Source organism: Chryseobacterium culicis (genome assembly GCF_900108365.1).
In the GTDB taxonomy this organism is placed as follows: domain Bacteria; phylum Bacteroidota; class Bacteroidia; order Flavobacteriales; family Weeksellaceae; genus Chryseobacterium; species Chryseobacterium culicis.
Map to the genome: position 1 here is coordinate 110,955 of NZ_FNWQ01000001.1, position 19,410 is coordinate 130,364.

General features: G+C 36.8%; 20 protein-coding genes and 1 tRNA gene. 16 read left to right on the plus strand and 5 right to left on the minus strand.

The genetic code is table 11. The features are described from left to right. The first annotated feature begins 112 nt into the window (after positions 1–112). The 5 genes from BLW74_RS00500 (at position 113) to BLW74_RS00520 (ending at position 3,636) form a co-directional block, all read left to right on the plus strand. Complete coding sequence (locus BLW74_RS00500) at positions 113–760, plus strand: O-methyltransferase (protein WP_089689533.1); 648 nt, start codon at positions 113–115, stop codon at positions 758–760. 84 nt (positions 761–844) lie between these two features. Then, entirely contained in the window at positions 845–1,561 is a 717-nt protein-coding gene (locus BLW74_RS00505) for a C40 family peptidase (protein WP_089689534.1), read from the plus strand. A gap of 22 nt (positions 1,562–1,583) precedes the next feature. After that, positions 1,584–2,051, plus strand: a complete 468-nt coding sequence (locus tag BLW74_RS00510; RefSeq protein WP_089689535.1) for a DUF1648 domain-containing protein — start codon at positions 1,584–1,586, stop codon at positions 2,049–2,051. Then, positions 2,048–2,392: a cupin domain-containing protein gene (locus BLW74_RS00515; protein ID WP_089689536.1), complete on the plus strand. Its 345-nt coding sequence runs from the start codon at positions 2,048–2,050 to the stop codon at positions 2,390–2,392. The genes BLW74_RS00510 and BLW74_RS00515 overlap by 4 nt, the downstream gene beginning before the upstream one ends. Before the next feature lie 5 nt (positions 2,393–2,397). Continuing rightward, positions 2,398–3,636, plus strand: a complete 1,239-nt coding sequence (locus tag BLW74_RS00520) for a 3-deoxy-D-manno-octulosonic acid transferase (protein ID WP_089689537.1) — start codon at positions 2,398–2,400, stop codon at positions 3,634–3,636. On the opposite strand, the gene BLW74_RS00525 is transcribed toward BLW74_RS00520, so the two are convergent. The 3 genes from BLW74_RS00525 to BLW74_RS00535 are packed head-to-tail and all read right to left on the minus strand — an operon-like array spanning position 3,628 to position 6,013. Then, positions 3,628–4,254 (minus strand): calponin homology domain-containing protein, encoded by a 627-nt coding sequence (locus BLW74_RS00525; RefSeq protein WP_089689538.1) that lies wholly within the window; start codon positions 4,252–4,254, stop codon positions 3,628–3,630. The genes BLW74_RS00520 and BLW74_RS00525 overlap by 9 nt on opposite strands. Next, positions 4,254–5,012: a glycosyltransferase family 2 protein gene (locus tag BLW74_RS00530; protein ID WP_089689539.1), complete on the minus strand. Its 759-nt coding sequence runs from the start codon at positions 5,010–5,012 to the stop codon at positions 4,254–4,256. Before BLW74_RS00530 ends, BLW74_RS00525 begins: the two co-directional genes overlap by 1 nt. 23 nt (positions 5,013–5,035) lie before the next feature. Further along, positions 5,036–6,013: an acyltransferase family protein gene (locus BLW74_RS00535; protein ID WP_167358356.1), complete on the minus strand. Its 978-nt coding sequence runs from the start codon at positions 6,011–6,013 to the stop codon at positions 5,036–5,038. A gap of 199 nt (positions 6,014–6,212) precedes the next feature. Here BLW74_RS00535 and BLW74_RS00540 point away from each other — a divergent pair, with 199 nt between their 5' ends. The 11 genes from BLW74_RS00540 to BLW74_RS00590 all read left to right on the plus strand — a co-directional run bounded on the left by BLW74_RS00540 (position 6,213) and on the right by BLW74_RS00590 (position 16,691). Continuing rightward, positions 6,213–6,686, plus strand: coding sequence for a lipocalin-like domain-containing protein (locus BLW74_RS00540; RefSeq protein WP_089689541.1), 474 nt, complete (start codon positions 6,213–6,215; stop codon positions 6,684–6,686). Between the two features lie 173 nt (positions 6,687–6,859). After that, a complete protein-coding gene (gene leuS, locus BLW74_RS00545) occupies positions 6,860–9,673 on the plus strand; it encodes a leucine--tRNA ligase (RefSeq protein ID WP_089689542.1) in 2,814 nt (937 codons plus the stop codon). A gap of 240 nt (positions 9,674–9,913) precedes the next feature. Beyond that, the gene (locus BLW74_RS00550) at positions 9,914–10,777 is read left to right on the plus strand and encodes a MotA/TolQ/ExbB proton channel family protein (RefSeq protein WP_076594929.1); all 864 of its coding nucleotides are present in this window, start codon (positions 9,914–9,916) and stop codon (positions 10,775–10,777) included. 61 nt (positions 10,778–10,838) lie between these two features. Next, on the plus strand, positions 10,839–11,447 hold the full coding sequence (locus BLW74_RS00555; protein WP_089689543.1) for an ExbD/TolR family protein: 609 nt from the start codon (positions 10,839–10,841) through the stop codon (positions 11,445–11,447). A gap of 11 nt (positions 11,448–11,458) precedes the next feature. Beyond that, positions 11,459–12,028: an ExbD/TolR family protein gene (locus tag BLW74_RS00560; RefSeq protein ID WP_089689544.1), complete on the plus strand. Its 570-nt coding sequence runs from the start codon at positions 11,459–11,461 to the stop codon at positions 12,026–12,028. Positions 12,029–12,057: 29 nt separating this feature from the next. Further along, on the plus strand, positions 12,058–12,900 hold the full coding sequence (locus tag BLW74_RS00565; RefSeq protein ID WP_089689545.1) for an energy transducer TonB: 843 nt from the start codon (positions 12,058–12,060) through the stop codon (positions 12,898–12,900). Positions 12,901–12,975: 75 nt separating this feature from the next. Next, positions 12,976–13,173, plus strand: coding sequence for a DUF308 domain-containing protein (locus tag BLW74_RS00570; RefSeq protein WP_172617109.1), 198 nt, complete (start codon positions 12,976–12,978; stop codon positions 13,171–13,173). Next, positions 13,163–14,035, plus strand: coding sequence for a PstS family phosphate ABC transporter substrate-binding protein (locus tag BLW74_RS00575; protein ID WP_089689546.1), 873 nt, complete (start codon positions 13,163–13,165; stop codon positions 14,033–14,035). Before BLW74_RS00570 ends, BLW74_RS00575 begins: the two co-directional genes overlap by 11 nt. 91 nt (positions 14,036–14,126) lie before the next feature. Further along, positions 14,127–15,779, plus strand: coding sequence for a tetratricopeptide repeat protein (locus BLW74_RS00580; RefSeq protein ID WP_089689547.1), 1,653 nt, complete (start codon positions 14,127–14,129; stop codon positions 15,777–15,779). Between the two features lie 81 nt (positions 15,780–15,860). Then, positions 15,861–16,580, plus strand: a complete 720-nt coding sequence (gene bshB1 / locus BLW74_RS00585) for a bacillithiol biosynthesis deacetylase BshB1 (RefSeq protein WP_089689548.1) — start codon at positions 15,861–15,863, stop codon at positions 16,578–16,580. A 35-nt stretch (positions 16,581–16,615) separates the two neighbouring features. Then, positions 16,616–16,691, plus strand: a tRNA-His gene (locus BLW74_RS00590). Positions 16,692–17,247: 556 nt separating this feature from the next. On the opposite strand, the gene BLW74_RS00595 is transcribed toward BLW74_RS00590, so the two are convergent. After that, entirely contained in the window at positions 17,248–17,583 is a 336-nt protein-coding gene (locus BLW74_RS00595; protein ID WP_027375472.1) for a DUF3276 family protein, read from the minus strand. A gap of 99 nt (positions 17,584–17,682) precedes the next feature. Next, positions 17,683–19,344 carry an ABC transporter ATP-binding protein gene (locus tag BLW74_RS00600; RefSeq protein WP_089689549.1) on the minus strand — a complete coding sequence of 554 codons (1,662 nt, stop codon included), beginning with the start codon at positions 19,342–19,344 and terminating at the stop codon, positions 17,683–17,685. Positions 19,345–19,410 lie beyond the last annotated feature (66 nt).

Here is a 19,410-nt window from a genome sequence, read left to right on the forward strand (position 1 = left end):
TCAGAGCCATTACACCATATGGAAGAGAGATTAATTTCTCTCTTTTTTTTATCCTATTCCTGTATTGAAAAGCTATCGGTAAAATCCTTAAATTTGTTTAAATTAAAATTATATGAGTTTTTTTGAAGAAAAGAATCCTGAAATGGACAGATATTTGGAAGCACATGCTTCTTCGGAATCCGAAATTCTGAAAAAACTGAGAAGAGAAACCTACCAGAAGACCACACAGCCTCATATGATTTCCGGATACCAGCAGGGAAGACTGTTAACGATAATTTCCCAGATGCTGCAACCCAAAAGTATTCTTGAAATAGGAACATTTACCGGTTATGCAACATTATGTCTTGCATCAGGATTGACCAGAGACGGAAAAATCACCACTCTCGATGTAAATGAAGATCTTGCCTATCTGCCGAAAAAATATTTTGAAGCAAGTGAATACGCTTCCCAGATTGATTTTAAACTTCAGGATGCTAAAGAATATTTAAAAGAAACTGATGAATTTTTTGATCTGATCTTTGTAGATGCAGATAAAGAAAATTACGCAGAATATTTCAGACTGATTAAGCCCCATACAAAATCCGGAACCGTAATCCTGTTTGATAATGTGCTGTGGTACGGAAAAGTATTGGAAGAAAATCCCAAACTGAAATCTACCCAGTCTATCCAGGAACTAAATGATTTAGCAGCAAAAGATGAAGATTTTGAAAATCTTATTTTACCTTTGCGTGACGGAGTCAACTTTCTTCGAAGAAAGTAATTACGATATCCAAAGATGACAACATTTAAAGAGGGTACAGACCGTACGTTTTTTTAAATTATTCAATCTTTAAATTGAGAGTTAATGAATAAAGGAATTTGTATTGTTACAGTAGCGCCGGTTCGTGCAGAGAATTCTGACAGAGCTGAAATTGTTACGGAAATATTGTTTGGAGAAAGTGCAGATATTTTGGAAGTAGATAAAAACTGGACCAAAATAAAAATGCATTATGATGGCTATGAGGGATGGATGGATACCAAACAGCTGAAACCGGTAACAGAAGAAGAACTTGCCAAAAGGAAAGTTACTGTTGTTACTGAAGATTTCTCTTCCGTATTAATGAATGACGGAAAAACTTTACTTTCCATGGGTTCAGAAGTGGAGTTTCCGGTGGTAGCATCAAGAAGAAGCCATGATGTGCGGGAAAGCATCGCGCTTACGGCAAAAGAATTCCTTAACGTACCTTATCTGTGGGGCGGCAAAAGCTTTTTTGCAGTAGACTGTTCAGGCTTTACCCAATTGGTTTATAAAATCCACAATATTAAAATTCCGAGAGATGCATCACAGCAGGCTGAGGTAGGAGAGGCACTCACTTTTGTAGAAGAAACACAGCCAGGAGATCTTGCTTTCTTTGAAAATGCCGAAGGAAAAATTATCCACGTAGGAATTATGCTGGACAATCAAAAGATCATTCATGCTTCAGGAAAAGTAAGAATAGATACGCTGGATTCCACTGGAATTTTCAATAAAGAAATGAATAAGCATACTCATAAACTGAGAGTACTGAAAAGCGTAATTTAATCCCCACCAAATCTTATCTGAAATGGAAAATATTCTCTTTACAATTTTTGATATTTTTAATTTTGGATGGGTTGCTTTTCTATGGTGGTTTACCTTAAAAAACTATAGCACTTTGCCAGAGAGAATTCCTGTGCATTTTGATATGGAAGGAAAGGCTGATGGATTTGGTGGAAGAGTGTATGCCTTTCTGATGCCTGTATTAGCTTTGGGATTATATGCTCTATTCGTTTATGGAGTGAGGCATCCTGAAGATACTAATTTCCCCGTAGAAATTACAGAACAGAATATGAATGCTCAGTTTTTGATTATGAAAATCGGATTGAGAATTCTTTTTGTGGTACTGGCAGTCATTTTTATGAATATTCAGGATTATATGTTCAGATGTGCGGTAGATGAGAAAGCCAAACCAAAAATTTCATTTGCGGCTATATTTTTATCTGTTGTATTATTTACTCCTGCATTAGTTTTTATAGCCCATTTGTTTAAATGATACATTCTAAAAATAATTCAGAACATTATATCTGGGGAAACCAATGTGACAGCTGGATCCTTAAAAATACGCCAGGCTTATCCATAAAACAGGAGAAGATGCCTGCGGGAACTTCAGAAAAACTTCACTATCATAAAGTTGCAGAACAGTTTTTTTATATGCTGAAAGGAGAAGCGGTTTTCCGCATCAATGAAGAGAAATTTTGTGTACGTCAGGGAGAATCTATTTCTATTGAACCCGGAGCAAAGCACTTTATCTCCAATGAATCTGCTGAAGAAATCGAATTTTTAGTCATATCAAATCCTTCTACGGATCATGACAAAATTGAAATTAAAGAATAAACAAAATGGCCTTTATCTACAATATATTGATCAGTCTCCTTACTTTCGGAATGAAGGTTTTCACATTGTTTAATGATAAAACTAAAAAAGGCGTTGAAGGAAGGAGGCAGTCCTTGGATAAAGTAAAATCAGCGTTTTCAAAAACGGATAAAGTGATCTGGATGCACGCTGCCAGTCTTGGTGAATATGAGCAGGGGCTGCCTGTTTTGGAAAAACTTAAAGATAATTTTCCTCAGCACAAAATACTGGTGACTTTCTTTTCGCCATCAGGTTATGAAAACGTTATTAAAAAGAGCAATATTGCAGACGTGATCTGTTATCTGCCTTTTGATAAAAAAAACACAGTAAAAGAATTTATATCTCAATTTAATGCTGAACTATTTTTTACGGTTAAATATGATTACTGGTACAATCTTCTTGCAGAATTAAAAAATCGGGGAACAAAAATCTATGTAATCTCTGCATTGTTCTATGAAAGACAATCCTTCTTTACTTCCTATGGTAAATGGTTTGTCAGACAGCTTCAGAAAGATGTAGACTGGTTTTTTCATCAGACCCAGTTCTCATTGGCTCTGGCAAAAAGTGTTGGATTGATGAGGTCTTCGGTGACGGGAGATACAAGATTTGACAGAGTGAAACAACTTCGCGGAAGGGACAATCACGTAGATTTTATTGCAGATTTTATCGGAGAAAATAAAGCGGTAATTTTCGGAAGCTCATGGCAGGCAGAAGAGAAAATGGCAGAAGTAATCTCCCGTAAAAACAATACAGCAAAGCTCATTATAGCGCCTCATGATCTGAAAAGGGTGGAGCATTTGAAAAACCTGTTTCCGGACGCAGTATTATACAGTGAAGTACAAAATACCCAATCTTTGGTTTCCCATTCTCAGATTCTGATCATAGACAGTATTGGGTTATTATCAAAACTCTATTCATACGCGGATGTTGCGGTTGTAGGAGGAGGGTTTCATGATGCGGGTCTCCATAATATTCTGGAAGCAGCTACTTTTGGTGTTCCTGTCATCTTTGGAAATCATTACAGAAAGAATCCGGAAGCTGATGATCTGGTCTCTGCAAATGGAGGAAAATCTTTCCCTGACGAATATACAGCCTCAGAATTCGTATTATTTCTTTTGAATGAAGAGAATAGAGAGGAACTTGCAGAAATGTCTCAGAACGCCGGAAAATTCGTGGATGAAAAACCTGATTCCACTAAAATGATTCTTCAGAAAATTTTATCTTAGGAAACCCTGGCTTTTAATCTCTTTCATGATCTGGTCAATGTTTTCAGGAATTCTTTCACATTCCAGCCAATTGAAGTCAAGACCATTGTTAATACAAAGTTTCTGAAGATAGTGATTTTCTAAAAGTTTATTCTGAGTATCACGAAGATATTCATCAATTTCCATCCAGTAATCTTCGTCCAGTTTTTTAATCAGGACCAATGACTTAAAGACTTTATTGATGATATAGATATAAAGCTTGTAAACATTGTCAAATCTTTGTCTGCCGAGATCACTGTTGTTTTCCAATATCTTGTTGACAAGAAGAAGATTCAGTGAAACCTCCCCGAATTTGTCAGTAGTGATTTTTACATGTTCAGTAATTTCAGCACTTATTTTTCTTACGGTAGACAGGAAATATTTGGCATTTCCCACATATTTCGAAGCCAGGAGAACCTGTTCCTCCACGTGTTCTTCCATGGAATTTCTTTTGTCATCCGTGGTTTCCGGATCAATCAGTTCAAAGTAAAGCTTTTTAGACAATAGCTTATCCTTTCTCAGAAGTCTGAAAATAAGTTTGTCTTTATCGGCACCTGAAAAAGCACTCAGAGCAGCTTTAAACTCTTTAGAATATTCCATTAATTAAATATTTTCGAATATTTCATGAATCCGTTTAACGCCCAGTTAGCCGTATAATACAATGATTTTACTGTAGAGAAGCCCATGAAATCTTTATACACAAGATACTGATCTTTGATGATATTTTTCTTATTTCTTGAAACACTGTTTTCACGCATTCTGTATTTGGCCATCGTCTTTTTTACAGGATAGCCTTTGGGAATGACTTTCAATAAATTCAGCCACATGACATGATCTTCACGTTTGCTTTTTACCGGAAAGAAAAATTTTCCGACTCTTCTGGTGTCGTAAATAGTGGAAACCGGAGCCAGCCTGCAGGTTTTAAGTAAATTAGAGAAGGTCACAATTTTATCAGCTTCAAAATCCTTTAAAATGGGTTTCATGGTATATTCATCACACCTTGAGTAATTGCAATAGGCCAGTTCTGCATTGTTTTCCTGAAGAAAAGTAATCATGGTTTCCAGATATTCAGGATACCACAAATCATCGGAATCGAGAAATGCAATATATCTTCCGTCAGCCCTTTCAAGACTTTTATTTCTGGCATTTCCTGCGCCGCCATTTTGCTCCAGAACCTGTAATTTTATTCTTGGATCGTTATATTTTTTTAAAATTTCAATGGTGTTGTCTTTCGATAAATCATCAGTGATCAGCCATTCCCAGTTTTCATAGGATTGGTTCAGGACAGACTGGATGGTTTCCTCAATAAATTCAGCCGAATTGTAGCAAGGCGTAATGATGGAGACAAGATCTTTCATTTATGTTTTTCTAAACTGCAAAATTATAAAAATCTTTTTTCATAAAAATGCCAGGAACTTACCCCTACGGCAATTACCACCAACATACATACCAAAGCCATTAGAAACGGATTGTAATCCTCAAACAATCCTAAAGTCTGGAAAGTTCTGATGATAGGGAAGTGGAAAATATAAATTCCGTAAGTGAAATCACCATATTTTCCGAAGTTATTTAAGAATGTAAATGAATAGGCAATATACATAACAATAACACCGATCATCATAGGGGAGAAAAGCTGGATGTTTAAAAATAAATCAATCCAAACTGTAGCCAATGCAATGATGAAAATGATGTTTTTATGCTGGATGAATTTGTCAAAATTAAAGTAAATCAGCATTCCGGGGATGAAATAAGATAGTGTTCCGGGAAGCTGTTTGGCGACTGAAATTTTATTTAAAGATTCAAAATAATTCAGATAAATAAGGGAAAGGAAATATAAAATAATCAAACTTACATTTCTGTATTTATTATTCTTTCCGAAAAGCAGAAACAGCAAAGGAACAGAGAAATAGTAGCACATTTCTATTTTCAGCGTCCATAAGGCACCATTCACTGCCTGATTGCCAAAAACTCCGGGAAGCCAGGGGGCTTTAAAATTTAAAAATAACGAATTCCAGAAAAGGTATTTGTAAACCTGCGTATTACTGAAATATTCGGTAAAAGAATAGGTGCTTACCAGACTTAATAAAGTTGCACATAAAAAAATAACCAATAAGTAAGCGGGAACAATTCTTTTGATTCTCTTTTTTATATAACTTTTAAGGCTTGATGACCTGTCATAGCTTCTCGCAATAAGAAATCCGCTCACTGCAAAGAAACCGAAAACGGCAATTTCGATGGGGCTGTGCTCAAGAATCTTGAGATCAGGAGAAGCGCTGAGGGTGCCAAGATGTCCAAGAAAGACAATAAAGGCGAGGAGAACACGTATAAAGTCAAAATTGTTTTTCGTTATATCCTGCATTTGTATTTTGTTTGCTGCAAAAATAACCATTTTAATAAAATGATCGGTGCTCGTTCATTCATTATTTGTTAAATATAGGGAAAATGATGTTCGGCAGTTTTAAAATATATACAAATAAAGGCCAATGAAATAATTTTTCATAAAAAATAGTAATATAAATCAAAAAAATTATAATTTTAGCGCTTGAAAAAATTGATCTATGAAGAAATTAGCATTACTATTTGCAGGTTTGTCATTGTTTGCGGCTACAGGATGTAGTGATAATAATGATACTGTTTTGGAAGCTCCTCTGGTTGGGACCTGGCAACCATTAAAAGAAGTGGTTACTACAGTGGAAACTGGTGAAGATCCGGTTTCTAACACGATTACTTATACAGACTGCCAGAAGCAGACCAGATGGTGGTTCAGTGTAGACTCCAAAGGGGGAAAAACAAACTGGGGCGATACTGCTACACCTGGGCAGTGTGCTATTCTTTCTGATATAAAATTTAATTATACCTATGATAAGGAGGGTAAATCCGTTCAGATGAAGATTCAGGGAGTAGTGGAACCGCAGAATGCGAAGATTATTACGCTGGATAACACAACACTCAATCTTGCAGTAAGGGAAGAGACTCAGGATCCTACTGTATTCCAGACAAGAACTTATACTTTCAAAAGAGTTCCGCAATAATACTATACTTCAGGATATAAAAAACAGATCTCATCCCCGGATGGGATTTTTTTGTTGAGAAGAGAATGGCAATTCACCTTAAATTAAAATTTCTATTTACTTTAAAATCATTAATTTTGTGAATCTTGTCAAAAAGAAAAATAATTCAGTCTAACATATAACATATATATAACGTGTTTTACGATCATCAGCAGATAGAAAAAAAGTGGCAGAAATACTGGGAGGAAAATCAAACCTATAAGACCTCTAATAACACAGACAAACCTAAGTTTTATGTACTCGATATGTTTCCGTATCCATCAGGAGCAGGGCTTCACGTAGGTCACCCGCTTGGGTATATTGCATCCGATATTTATGCGAGATACAAGAGACACCAGGGGTTTAATGTGCTCCACCCGGTAGGATATGACAGCTTCGGACTTCCTGCTGAACAATATGCGATCCAGACAGGACAGCATCCGGCCGTTACTACAGAACAGAATATCAACAGGTATGAGGAGCAGCTGAAAAAAATCGGATTCTCATTCGACTGGAGCAGAGAAGTAAGAACTTCAGACGCTTCTTATTATAAATGGACACAGTGGATTTTTATCCAGCTGTACCACTCATGGTATAATAAAAATACTGACAAGGCAGAATCTATTGATTCATTAATCCAGCATTTTGAACAAAAAGGAACAGAAGGATTAAATGCCAATCAGAACGACGAATTAAATTTCACCGCAGAAGAATGGAAAAATGCTTCCGAGCTGGATAAGCAGGATATCCTTTTAAACTACCGTCTTGCTTACAGAGCAGAAACCACTGTAAACTGGTGCCCGGCATTAGGAACCGTATTGGCCAATGATGAGGTGAAAGATGGTAAATCCGAAAGAGGAGGGTTCCCGGTTTTTCAAAAGAAAATGATGCAGTGGAGCATGAGAATTTCTGCCTACTCAGAAAGATTATTACAGGGATTAAATACATTAGACTGGCCGCAGCCGTTGAAAGATTCACAGGAATACTGGATCGGAAAATCTCAGGGAGCACAGGTTCAGTTCAAAGTAGAAGGCCATGACGAAACCGTTGAGGTATTTACTACAAGACCCGATACCATTTTTGGAGCCACCTTTATGGTGTTGGCTCCGGAAAATCCATTAGTGGAAACCATTACTACCGATGCCCAAAAAGCAGAAATAGATACCTATATAGAAGAAACTTCCAAGAAAACCGAAAGAGACAGAATGTCTGACGTGAAAAACGTGAGCGGAGCTTTCACGGGAAGTTATGCCGTTAATCCGTTCAGCAATGAAAAAATGCCGATCTATATTTCAGACTATGTATTGATGGGATATGGAACAGGGGCTGTAATGGCAGTTCCGGCACACGATGAACGAGACCACAGATTTGCAAAGAAATTTAATCTTGAAATCAAGAAAGTGGTGGAAACCGAAGAAGACGTTCAGGAAAAATCTTTTGATTCTAAAGACTCCGTCTGTGTAAACTCTGATTTCCTAAACGGATTACATTATAATGAAGCAAAAGCAAAAATGATTTCAGAGATCGAAACCAAAGGTATCGGTCACGGAACTACCAACTACAGACAGCGTGATGCTATTTTCTCAAGACAGCGTTACTGGGGAGAGCCTGTTCCTATATATTATAAGGATGGGATGCCTTACACGTTGCCAACTTCTGCTTTACCGCTAGAACTTCCTGAAGTTGAAAAATATTTACCTACAGAAGACGGAGATCCGCCACTGGGAAATGCAAAAGAATTTGCATGGGATGAAGCGAATCAGAAAGTAACAGCCACGGATCTTATTGATGACAAAACGATTTTCCCTTTAGAACTGTCTACAATGCCGGGATGGGCAGGAAGCTCATGGTATTTCCTTAGATATATGGATCCTAACGATCAGGAAACTTTTGTTAAAAAAGAATTGGCGGACTACTGGGGACAGGTAGACCTATATATAGGAGGAAGCGAGCACGCAACAGGTCACTTATTGTATTCCCGTTTCTGGAATATGTTCCTAAAAGACAGAGGTTATATCAGTCATGATGAGCCATTCCAGAAACTGATCAACCAGGGAATGATCTTGGGGATGAGTGCATTTGTATACAGAATTGATGGAACGAATCAATATGTCTCTAAAAATTTAGCGAAAGACTACCAGACTCAGCAGATCCACGTAGACGTATCCTTATTAAAAGGAACTTCAGATGAATTGGATACCGAAGCCTTCAAAGTATGGAGACCGGATTATGCTGATGCCGAATTTATTCTGGAAGACGGAAAATACATCACCGACCGTGAAGTAGAAAAAATGTCCAAGTCAAAATATAACGTAGTCAATCCTGATGACATCTGTGAAGAGTACGGAGCAGACGGATTAAGATTATATGAAATGTTCTTAGGCCCATTGGAACAGTCCAAGCCCTGGAACACACAGGGACTTAGCGGTGTATACGGTTTCCTTAAAAAATTCTGGAACCTGTATTTCAACGGAGACCTATTTGAGGTTTCAGACGAAGAACCTACCAAAGCGGAATACAAAGTTTTACATACCTTAATAAAGAAGGTCGTATATGATATTGAAAACTTCTCATTCAATACCTCCGTATCATCATTTATGATTGCGGTGAATGAGCTGCAGAAAATAAAATGCAGCAAACGCAATATTTTAGAGCCGCTTGCCGTTATCATTTCTCCGTATGCGCCTCACATCTGCGAGGAACTTTGGAGTTTATTAGGCCATCATACAACGATCGAGTTTGAAAAATTCCCGGCATTAAATGAGGATTATCTGGTAGAAGACGAAATTGAGTATCCGGTAAGCGTAAATGGCAAAATGAAGTTCAAAATTTCACTTTCTGCTCAATTATCTGCCAAGGAAGTGGAAGATTTGGTGATTTCAAGCGAGAAAATGCAACAGATTTTGGAAGGTAAAACCCCTAAAAAAATCATTGTAGTCCCTCACCGTATTGTGAATATCGTAATTTAAAAAAAAATTAACATTGGGAAATTAAAAAAAATGGGTGTCTTATTTTTTTGATTTTTTAATCCAAATGTTAAATTTTGAAAAAATAAATAAAATAATTTAAAATAATTATTATTTCGAAATCGTATTAAAATTTCTTTATCAAAAAAAAGCAAAATGTTTAATTAAGACTCTTGCATTTTAATTAATTTTGCCTTTAATTTACACCCTGTAAAATTTTAAAACAATATAATTTAGTTAAATATGGAAATGAATGTTTCAAAAAATGATGAGCAAGTAGTTGCTAGAAAGGCAGGAGGTTTAAATCCAGCTGTTATTATTCCTATTCTATTTGCTATAGGAGTATGTATTTATTTATTCGTTCTTGGTAGCCCAGGAAACTTTAAAGATGCAGATAAACTAGGAAGTGGTTCTGTAGCTTTTTCAAGTGTTGAAGGAAAAGACATTCACCCAGAATCGTTTTTAGGTATTATCTACAAAGGAGGGGTTATCGTACCAATCTTGATTACTTTCATGATTACTGTAATCGTTTTCTCTTTTGAAAGATATTTCGTTCTTGGTAAAGCAGCTGGAAAAGGAAACTTAGACAACTTCGTTGTACAGGTAAGAAGCTTGCTAAACCAAAACAAAATTGACGAAGCTATCGAAGAGTGTGACAGACAACAAGGTTCTGTTGGTAACGTAGTAAAAGAAGGTCTTACTACTTACAAAGCACTTTCTCACGATACTACATTAAATAAAGAGCAGAAAATGGTAGCTCTTAACAAAGCTATCGAAGAAGCTACTACTCTTGAGATGCCAATGCTTGAGAAAAACATGATGATCCTTTCTACTTTAGGTACTGTTGCAACGTTAGTAGCACTACTTGGAACGGTAATCGGGATGATCAAGGCATTCTTCGCATTAGGTTCAGGAGGTGGTACTCCGGATGCTGCTGCACTATCTACAGGTATCTCTGAAGCCTTGATTAACACGGCATTAGGTATTGGTACTTCAGCAATCGCTATTATCCTTTACAACTTCTTTACTTCTAAAATTGACGGATTAACGTACAAGATCGATGAGATCTCTATGAGTATCCAACAATCTTTCGCTGAATTCAACTAAGAATTAGCAAGATATTTGCATTAGCAATTAAAAGAAGTTTAATTAAAAATATTTTATAATAATGGCGAGAGTCAAACCAAAAAGACACGGAGTAATTACGGACATGACGGCAATGTGTGACGTTGCGTTCCTACTACTTACGTTCTTTATATTGACCACTCAGTTTAAAAAACCTGACGTGGAGCAGATTAAACCGCCATCTTCAATTTCGGAAAAATTACTTCCTGATGCTAGTTTAATGACTATCAACGCTACTCCGGACGGAAAATTCTATTTCCAGCCGGTAGAAAATGCATCAGAAAGATTAGCTCTTTTGGATAAAATGGGACAGAAGTATGGAATTACTTTTGACAACAACCAAAAAGCTGCTTTCCAGAAAATTCAGGCAATTGGTGTTCCAATGAACCAGCTTAAAGGGTATTTGGACCTGCCTGCAGATGAGCAGAAAAATTATAAGAGTCCTACAGGAATTCCTATGGACAGTACAAATAAGCAATTAATTGACTGGGTAAAAGAAAGTTTAAGCGTTAATCCTGACTACAAGTTAGCCATTAAAGGTGACGTTACAACGCAGTACCCTAAAGTGAAAAGCCTATTTGAAGGTTTAAGAGATATTGATTTTCTTAAATTTTGGTTGATTACATCACAAGAAGGTAAACCTAACGAATAATATCGATAGAAATGGCAGAAGTACAAGTACAAGAGAAAGGCGGCAAGGGCGGCAAGGTCCGTTCCAAGAAGCAAAGTACCAGAGTCGATATGACTCCGATGGTGGACTTGGGTTTTCTATTGATTACCTTCTTTATGTTCACAACTACATTTAGTAAACCGAATGTTATGGATTTGGGTCTTCCGGCTAAACCGAAAGATGAAAAACAAAAACCACCTCCAACAGAAATTAAACTTTCGAACTCAATTTCTATCTTATTAGGAAAAGACAACAGAGTATTTTGGCACCAGCAGGATGCAACTTCCCTGAATGACCAGACTCTTATGGAAACTACTCTTGATAGAGAAGGAATTAGAAAAGTAATTCAGCAGGCAAAATCTAGAGCTGCAGATCAAACGAAATTTACCGTGATCATTAAGCCAACTGACGATGCTGTATATAAGAACTTTGTTGATATTCTTGACGAAATGGCTATTACCAAAAGTGAGCAGTACGGTGTTACTGACATCAAACCTTGGGAAAAAGCTGTTTATGAGAAAAAAGTAGGAGGTGCTGCTGCGCCGGCTGCTGCTACAAAGTAATTTAACCATAAAATTGTTATATCTAATCTATGGCAGATGAAAATGTATACGGTCAGAATCTTACTCTAGACGAGATCGTATTTGAAAATAGAAACAAGGAATATGGTGCCTATGATCTTAGACATCAGTATCCGAGACTTTTAACAAAGTCTTTTATCATCGGAACAGCATTATTCCTTTTGGCAGCTTTGTCTCCGTTCATCTATCTTACGATTAAAAATCTTACAGCTCCGCCTAAGCAGGAAGTGAAGGCAGATCTTGTAGATATTATCGAAGAAGATCCGATCATTGAGCAGCCTAAAGAAGAAGAACCACCGCCACCACCTCCACCTCCAAAAGAGGAAGAGAAAATTGAGGTGATTCAGAACGTAGTTCCTGAGCCTGTAAAAGCTCCGAAAATTGAAACTCCACCACCACCGATTTCTAAGCAGTTGGAAACTACAACTGGTTTACAGAATCAGGAGGGGGTAAAGGCTCCAGCTTATACACCGCCGCCGCCACCACCATCTACAGGTACTAAAGCAAGTACTGTAGAAGTAAAAGCAAATAATCCTAACGAGATCTATAAAGATGTTGACCAGTCTGCAGAATATCCTGGAGGTATGGGTGCATTAAGAAAGTTCTTGGGAGATAACTTCGATACTTCTTTAATGGAAGGAGGTGAAGGAACGCTTAAAGCTAAGCTTAAGTTCGTTGTAGAAAAAGACGGAACAGTTTCTGCAGTTACTATTGAAGAGAAATCTCCAAATAGCGACTTCAATAATGAAGCAATTCGTGTAGTTAAGAAACTTAAAAAATGGACTCCTGCGAAGAGAAACGGGGAGAGCGTTAGATCTTACTATAGTGTTCCATTTACTATGAACTTTGAATAAGACTTATTTGTTCAAAATATAAATAAAAAGAGAAGCATATGCTTCTCTTTTTATTTTTTTTGGTATTTTTGTTACATGATGTTCAATTGGTTATCCCTGGTTACGGGATTGTTTTATATCGTTTTAGGAATTGTAGTGATTGTCTACAAATTCTTCTTTACTATTTTAGAACCTGCTGTTGCCTATGCGCTAGGTGTTGTATTGGTTATATATGGTATCTTCAGAATTTACAGGGCAATCTCAAGAATCAAAAAATCGAGAAATGAAGAATAGTTTAAAGCTTGCAGTAATTTTTGCTTTAAGCATAATGCTTGCAGGCTGCAAAAAGGAGAAAAATGCTCCCTCATATCACAAAGGTGATCTTACCATTTTTACTGACGAATCCTTCCAAAGCGTCACAGAGGCATTAGCTGACGGCTATATGATCAATTATCCTGAAACCCACATAAAAGTACAAACCAAAAAAGAAGACTTGGGACTTCTGGATCTGCTTAAAGGAAGTGCTAAAGTGGTAGTAATGTCCAGAAATCTTACTCCGGAAGAAATAAAAACATACGAAGAGAGAACAGATTTAAAATTTCTGCCTGCTAAATTTGCTGCAGATGCCGTTGTTTTTGTTGTGCCTAAAGACTCTCCGAAGGAAAGTATCTCCATGGAGGAAATCAACAGCGGGCTGATGTCCGACAAAAAAGAATTTATTTTTGACGGAACCAACTCCAGTAATCTGAATTTTGTAGCTGAAAAATTTAAAAAACAGCCAAAAGACCTTCAATTTTCCATTATTCCGGGAAATCAGAAGATTATAGAGGAATTAGGAAAATACCCCGAAAAAATAGGCGTTGTAGGGCTCAATACTTTTAGCCGCCCCTATGATAAAACTTCTGAAAAATTAAGAGCGATGGTGAAAGTTCTTCCTGTTGTAAATAATGGGAAGCTTTATAACCCGGATTTTGAAGGGCTTCGTTCCATGGAATATCCATTTACAAGAGTCCTTTATTTCCTGATCAACGAAGGTAACTTTAATATCGCCAATGGTTTTATAAGATTTTCATGTACACACCTGGGACAGAAAATCGTTCAGAAAGAAGGTCTGCAGCCTTATAACCTGTACAAGAGAGAGGTACAGATGCGTTAAAAAATATTAAATTCACAATTTACCCCTGTTAAAAATTTTGATTTGGTCTGAAAATTGTGTATAATAAAACTCAATTATTAGAAAATATAAAATGAAAGATATAATGAATATGAATGTAAAGAAGATTGCTTTTGGAGCAGCCGTGGTATTTTTTACCGGTTTTGCCTCTGCACAAACGCTGCAGGATGGTATTAACAGTATAGACAGTGATAAATTTGCTCAGGCAAAAACAAACTTCACTAATATGATCGCTAAAGAACCTACAGCTGAAAACTACTTCTATTTAGGAAATACTTTCTTAAGACAAGGAGAGCCTGATTATGCTAAAGCAACAGAAAGCTTTAACAAAGGATTAGCTGCTGATTCGAAAAGCTATCTTAATAAAATCGGTTTAGCTGCTGTTAAATTAGGTAAAGGCGATAAAAACGCTGTAGCTGAAATTCAAAAAGTAGTCACTGATTCCAAAGAGAAAGATGCTGAAGTTCTTTTCAGAGCTGCAGAAGCTTTAACCTTATTTGAAAAAAACAGTTCACCTGACCTTGCGATCCAGTTTTTGAATAAAGCTATTGAGAAAGCTGAGAAGAAAGGGGTTCCTGCACATTACTATTATACCTTAGGAGATGCTTACAGATTAAAAAGAATGCCGGGAGAGGCTATGTCTGCTTATGATAAAGCATTGCCTACTGCTAAAAATAAAGCTTCTGTTTACACGAGAATGGCAACTTTATGGATGGCAGCACAACAGTGGCAGCAAGCTAAGCAAAACATTGATAAAGCTATCGGTGTAGACCCTACTTATGCTCCTGCCTATAAAGCGCTTGCCGGATATGATATCAGATATCAGCAGAATGCAAAAGCAACTCAGGACCTTATCAACTATACAAAATACGCTGACGAAGATCCGTATACTCAATTAGAAATTGCAAAATTATACTTCACAAATGAAGACTATGCAAACTCTAAAATGGTACTAGATAAGATTTTTGATAAGATTGATGATCCGATTAAGTTCAAATTAAGAGCTTACAATGCCTACGCAGATAAAAACTATGCAGATGCCAAGCAAAATATGGATACATTTGTTTCTCAGGCTGAGAAAACAAGAGTACTACCAGCTGATCAGGGTTTACAGGGACTTATTGCTGCCGGTTTAGCAAAGGATGAAAAAGATGCTGCGAAAAAGTCTGCTTTAATGGCTGAAGCACAGCAGAAAGTGGCTATTGCAAAGGCTGCTAAGGATGAGACAATGAAGTGGGATCTTGAATTGGCCAACATCGCAGGAGGTGGCGGCGTATCTCAGTCTGAAGTGGACAAAGGACCTACTAATCCTGAAATTGAAGCATTGAAACAGAAAGTTGCGGCTAACAGCCAGGATTCTGATTCATTATTTAAGTTAGCGACGGCTTACCAGGATGTTAAAAACTGGAATGGTGCAATTCTTACATGGCAAAAAATGTCAACGTTACTTCCTGATTGGGCTCCGGCTTATTACAGCCAGGGATATTCTTACCAGCAGGCAGGAAATAACGATGCCGCAAAAATTGCCTATGAGAAATTCATCAGTACTGTAAAACCAGCTGACCAGGAAGCTAACAAACAGACTCTTGCCTATGCTTATTTTGCAGTAGCATATATGAGCAAAGACTCTGATCCTGCTAAAGCAAAAGATTATGTGGCTAAATCTTTACAGTTGGATCCTACGTATCAGGATGCTGTAAAATTAAATGCAGAAATCAACAAGTAATTTAAAATTTAAATTATAGATATTACAACTTCCCATTCATTGTGTTTGGGAAGTTTTTATTTTAAACTTATCTTTGATTATATGAAAACTGATATACTTGCTTTTGGAGCGCATCCTGACGATGTGGAATTGGGATGTGGCGGAACTATTGCCAAAATGGTTTCAGAGGGTAAAAAATGTGTGGTTGTAGATCTTACTAGAGGAGAGCTTGGAACAAGAGGCACGGATGAAACGAGAAAAGCTGAAGCTGCAGACGCTGCTAAAATTTTAGGATTATCTGCGCGTGAGAATCTGGGAATGAAAGACGGGTTTCTTGTAAATTCCGAAGAATACCAATTGAGGATCGTAAAAATGATCCGCAAATACCGCCCGGAAATCGTCTTGGCGAATGCAATTGATGATAGACACCCGGATCATGCAAAAGGAGCGAAATTAGTGTCTGATGCGTGCTTTTTGTCCGGTTTAAGAAAAATAGAGACTGTATGGGAGGGAGAAGCTCAGGAAGTCTGGAGACCTAAGCATGTTTTTCATTACATTCAGTGGAAAGATATCAAACCGGAATTTGTAATTGATATCTCAGAACATCTTAAGACAAAACTTGAAGCTTGCATGGCTTATAAAACCCAGTTTTATGATCCAACTTCTAAAGAACCCGAAACACCGATTACCACAAAAGACTTTTATGAGAGCTTAACATACCGGGCTCAGGATTTAGGCCGGTTGTCGGGAGTTACTTACGCTGAGGGCTTTACATCTGAAAAATTAATTTCTTTGAAAAATTTTGATGGAATTGTTTGGTAGTTGAGGAAATTGTCATATATTTGCACTCAGAAAACGGTGATTGTAGCTCAGTTGGTTAGAGCGTCGGATTGTGGTTCCGAAGGTCGTGGGTTCGAGACCCATCATTCACCCTAAATTAGCACATTTTCAATTTGAAAATGTGCTTTTTTTATGTCAGAAACAGTATTAAACTGTCTTTAAATCAAACTGTTTGGTGTGTTATTTTTTTTAATAAGGTCTTAGAAAAAGTATATTTGCGCGGTAGTTTGAACATCATCAAGGATGAAAATTTTACTTTTTACTATTTTTCCTTAATTCTATTCTAATCCTGATTTTACAAATAAAACCATATTTTTCGGGCAGCCGGAATTCTGAGAACTTCAGATGACAGATAGTCCACCCCTACCAAGAATGTGTCTGTCAACTACGGAATACTGACGGATCCACCCGCAGATGATATAACACGAACAGCTGATATAGGAATCCTGAAGTTAGAGCTATAAATGGTGGAAAGAACACTTAAATTGGTCCAAATACTGTAAAAGATATCTTAACTGTAAAAACTGCTGATAAAATTTCAGTAGAACGGGCTTTGCCCGTTTTTTGTGCGGCAACAAATAATAATTTTGATTATCAGGCATAAAAAAAGCATCTTTTTCAGATGCTTGTGTTTTTAGATATTCTTTTTTTAAACTTCGTCGTCAGAATCAATTGTAAAAGATCTGCTCTTGAAGTCTTTGTCATGTTTTTCTGAAATTACATCCTCACCCTTTTCATTAATGATGAAATCTGTGGACTCATTAAACATCTCCTGGAAACTCTTAAAATCTTCCTTATAAAGGTAAATTTTATGCTTCTCGAATGTAGCTTCCCCATTCTCTCCGAAATTCTTCTTACTCTCAGTGATGGTAAGATAATAATCTCCTGCTTTCGTCTCGCGCACATCAAAGAAATAAGTTCTTCTCCCTGCTTTTAACACCTTCGTGAAAATTTCATTTTCATGGCGTTCCTTGTATTCACTCATTGTTAGATATTTTTTAATCTTGTTAAGAACAAATATAAAAGAATTCTTTTAATCACAAAATTTTTTTTATGATTTATTTAACAATTGAGAACGAAATGGCTAAGCGGTTACAGAATTGGTAATTTCTGTAAGGTTAAGAATCTGATCTGCTTTTTGAGCGCTAGACTCTCTGTGTGTGATGATTATGGAAGTAGCGTTGCTTATTTTTTTATCAATATTCTCCAGAATATTTTGCTCGGTTTCGGTGTCCAGAGCAGATAATGAATCGTCAAAAATAATGATCTTCGGGTCTTTAATTAAAGCTCTTGCAATACAAATTCTCTGCTTTTGTCCCCCGGAAAGCATCACTCCGCGTTCACCTACAAGTGTTTTATATTGCTCTTTAAACTCTACGATATTTTTATGAACATCCGCTATATTAGCATATTCTACCACTTTCTCATGCGAAGGATGATCTATGGCAAAACCAATGTTGTTCTCTATAGAATCTGAGAATAAATAACTTTCCTGAGGAATGTACCCTATAAAATCTCGGTAGTTGCTAAGATTGTGATCCTTAAGATTTTTACCGTCAATTAAAATTTCCCCTTCCGTAGGATCTATTAACCGGCATAAAAGTAATGCGATTGTTGATTTTCCACTTCCGGTTTTACCCATAATAGCCAACGATTCTCCTGCTTTTACTTTAAAACTCAAGCTTTCAAGTGCTTTGATTCCCGTATTAGGATATACATAAGATACGTTTCTGAATTCTATATCTCCCCTAATAGGATAGTTTTCGAAATTGGTATTGATGATCTCAGATTTTTTATCCATGAATTCATTAATCCTCTGCATGGAAGCTTCAGCTCTCTGATTCACAGAGGTTACCCATCCTACCATAGAGAAAGGGAAGATCAGTGTATTGATATACATGAAGAAATCTGCAATTTTACCGATACTCAGTTCTCCGGCAATATACTTGGTCCCTCCGATCAGAATAATCGCAACATTCAGTAATCCGATCACAAAAAGAATGATGGTAAAGAAATAGGCTTCCGTTTTGGCTAGATCCAAAGCTTTATTCTGGTAATCAGTAACCTTGATTCCGTAGTTTTTTTCAATATATTTTTCTCTTGCGAAGAATTTTACCACACGGATCCCGGAAAAGCTGTCCTGAACGAAAGTTGAAATGGCAGACTGGCTTTTCTGCATGACCTTCGACTTTTTATTGATGATTGAGCTTACCTTATAAATGGCAAAAGATAAAATGGGAAGCGGAAGTAAAGTCCACATCGTCATGGAGGCATCCGTTTTTACCATATAAATGGCAGTGATCACCACAAGGACAATCAGGTTGGCAACATACATGACACCTGGGCCCAGATACATCCTTACCGCTACCACATCTTCACTTAGTCTGTTCATTAAGTCTCCAATGGTAGTCTGCTTATAATCCGTTAAAGATAAATCCTGATAATGTCTGTAGATTTTATTTTTCAGCTCATATTCTATTCTTCGGGAGGCAACAATAATCGTCTGCCTCATCATGAAGGTAAAAAATCCGGTGAGAAGGGAGCATCCTACAATAATTCCAACATAGATCAGAACCTGATTGTTAAAGCCAAGGTTTCCATTTTTTGTAAGTTCATCTACAGATTTTCCTACAAACTGAACCTTATATATATTGAAGAAATTACTGGCAATAATAAATAGTACTCCCCAAAACAGCAGTATTTTGTGTTTCCAAAAATAGGGGTTTAAGGTTTTTAGCGCTTTCATATAGTTGCACAAAATTACAAAAATGTCATCACACTACGAATTTCATCAATTTTAAATTTCGTATCT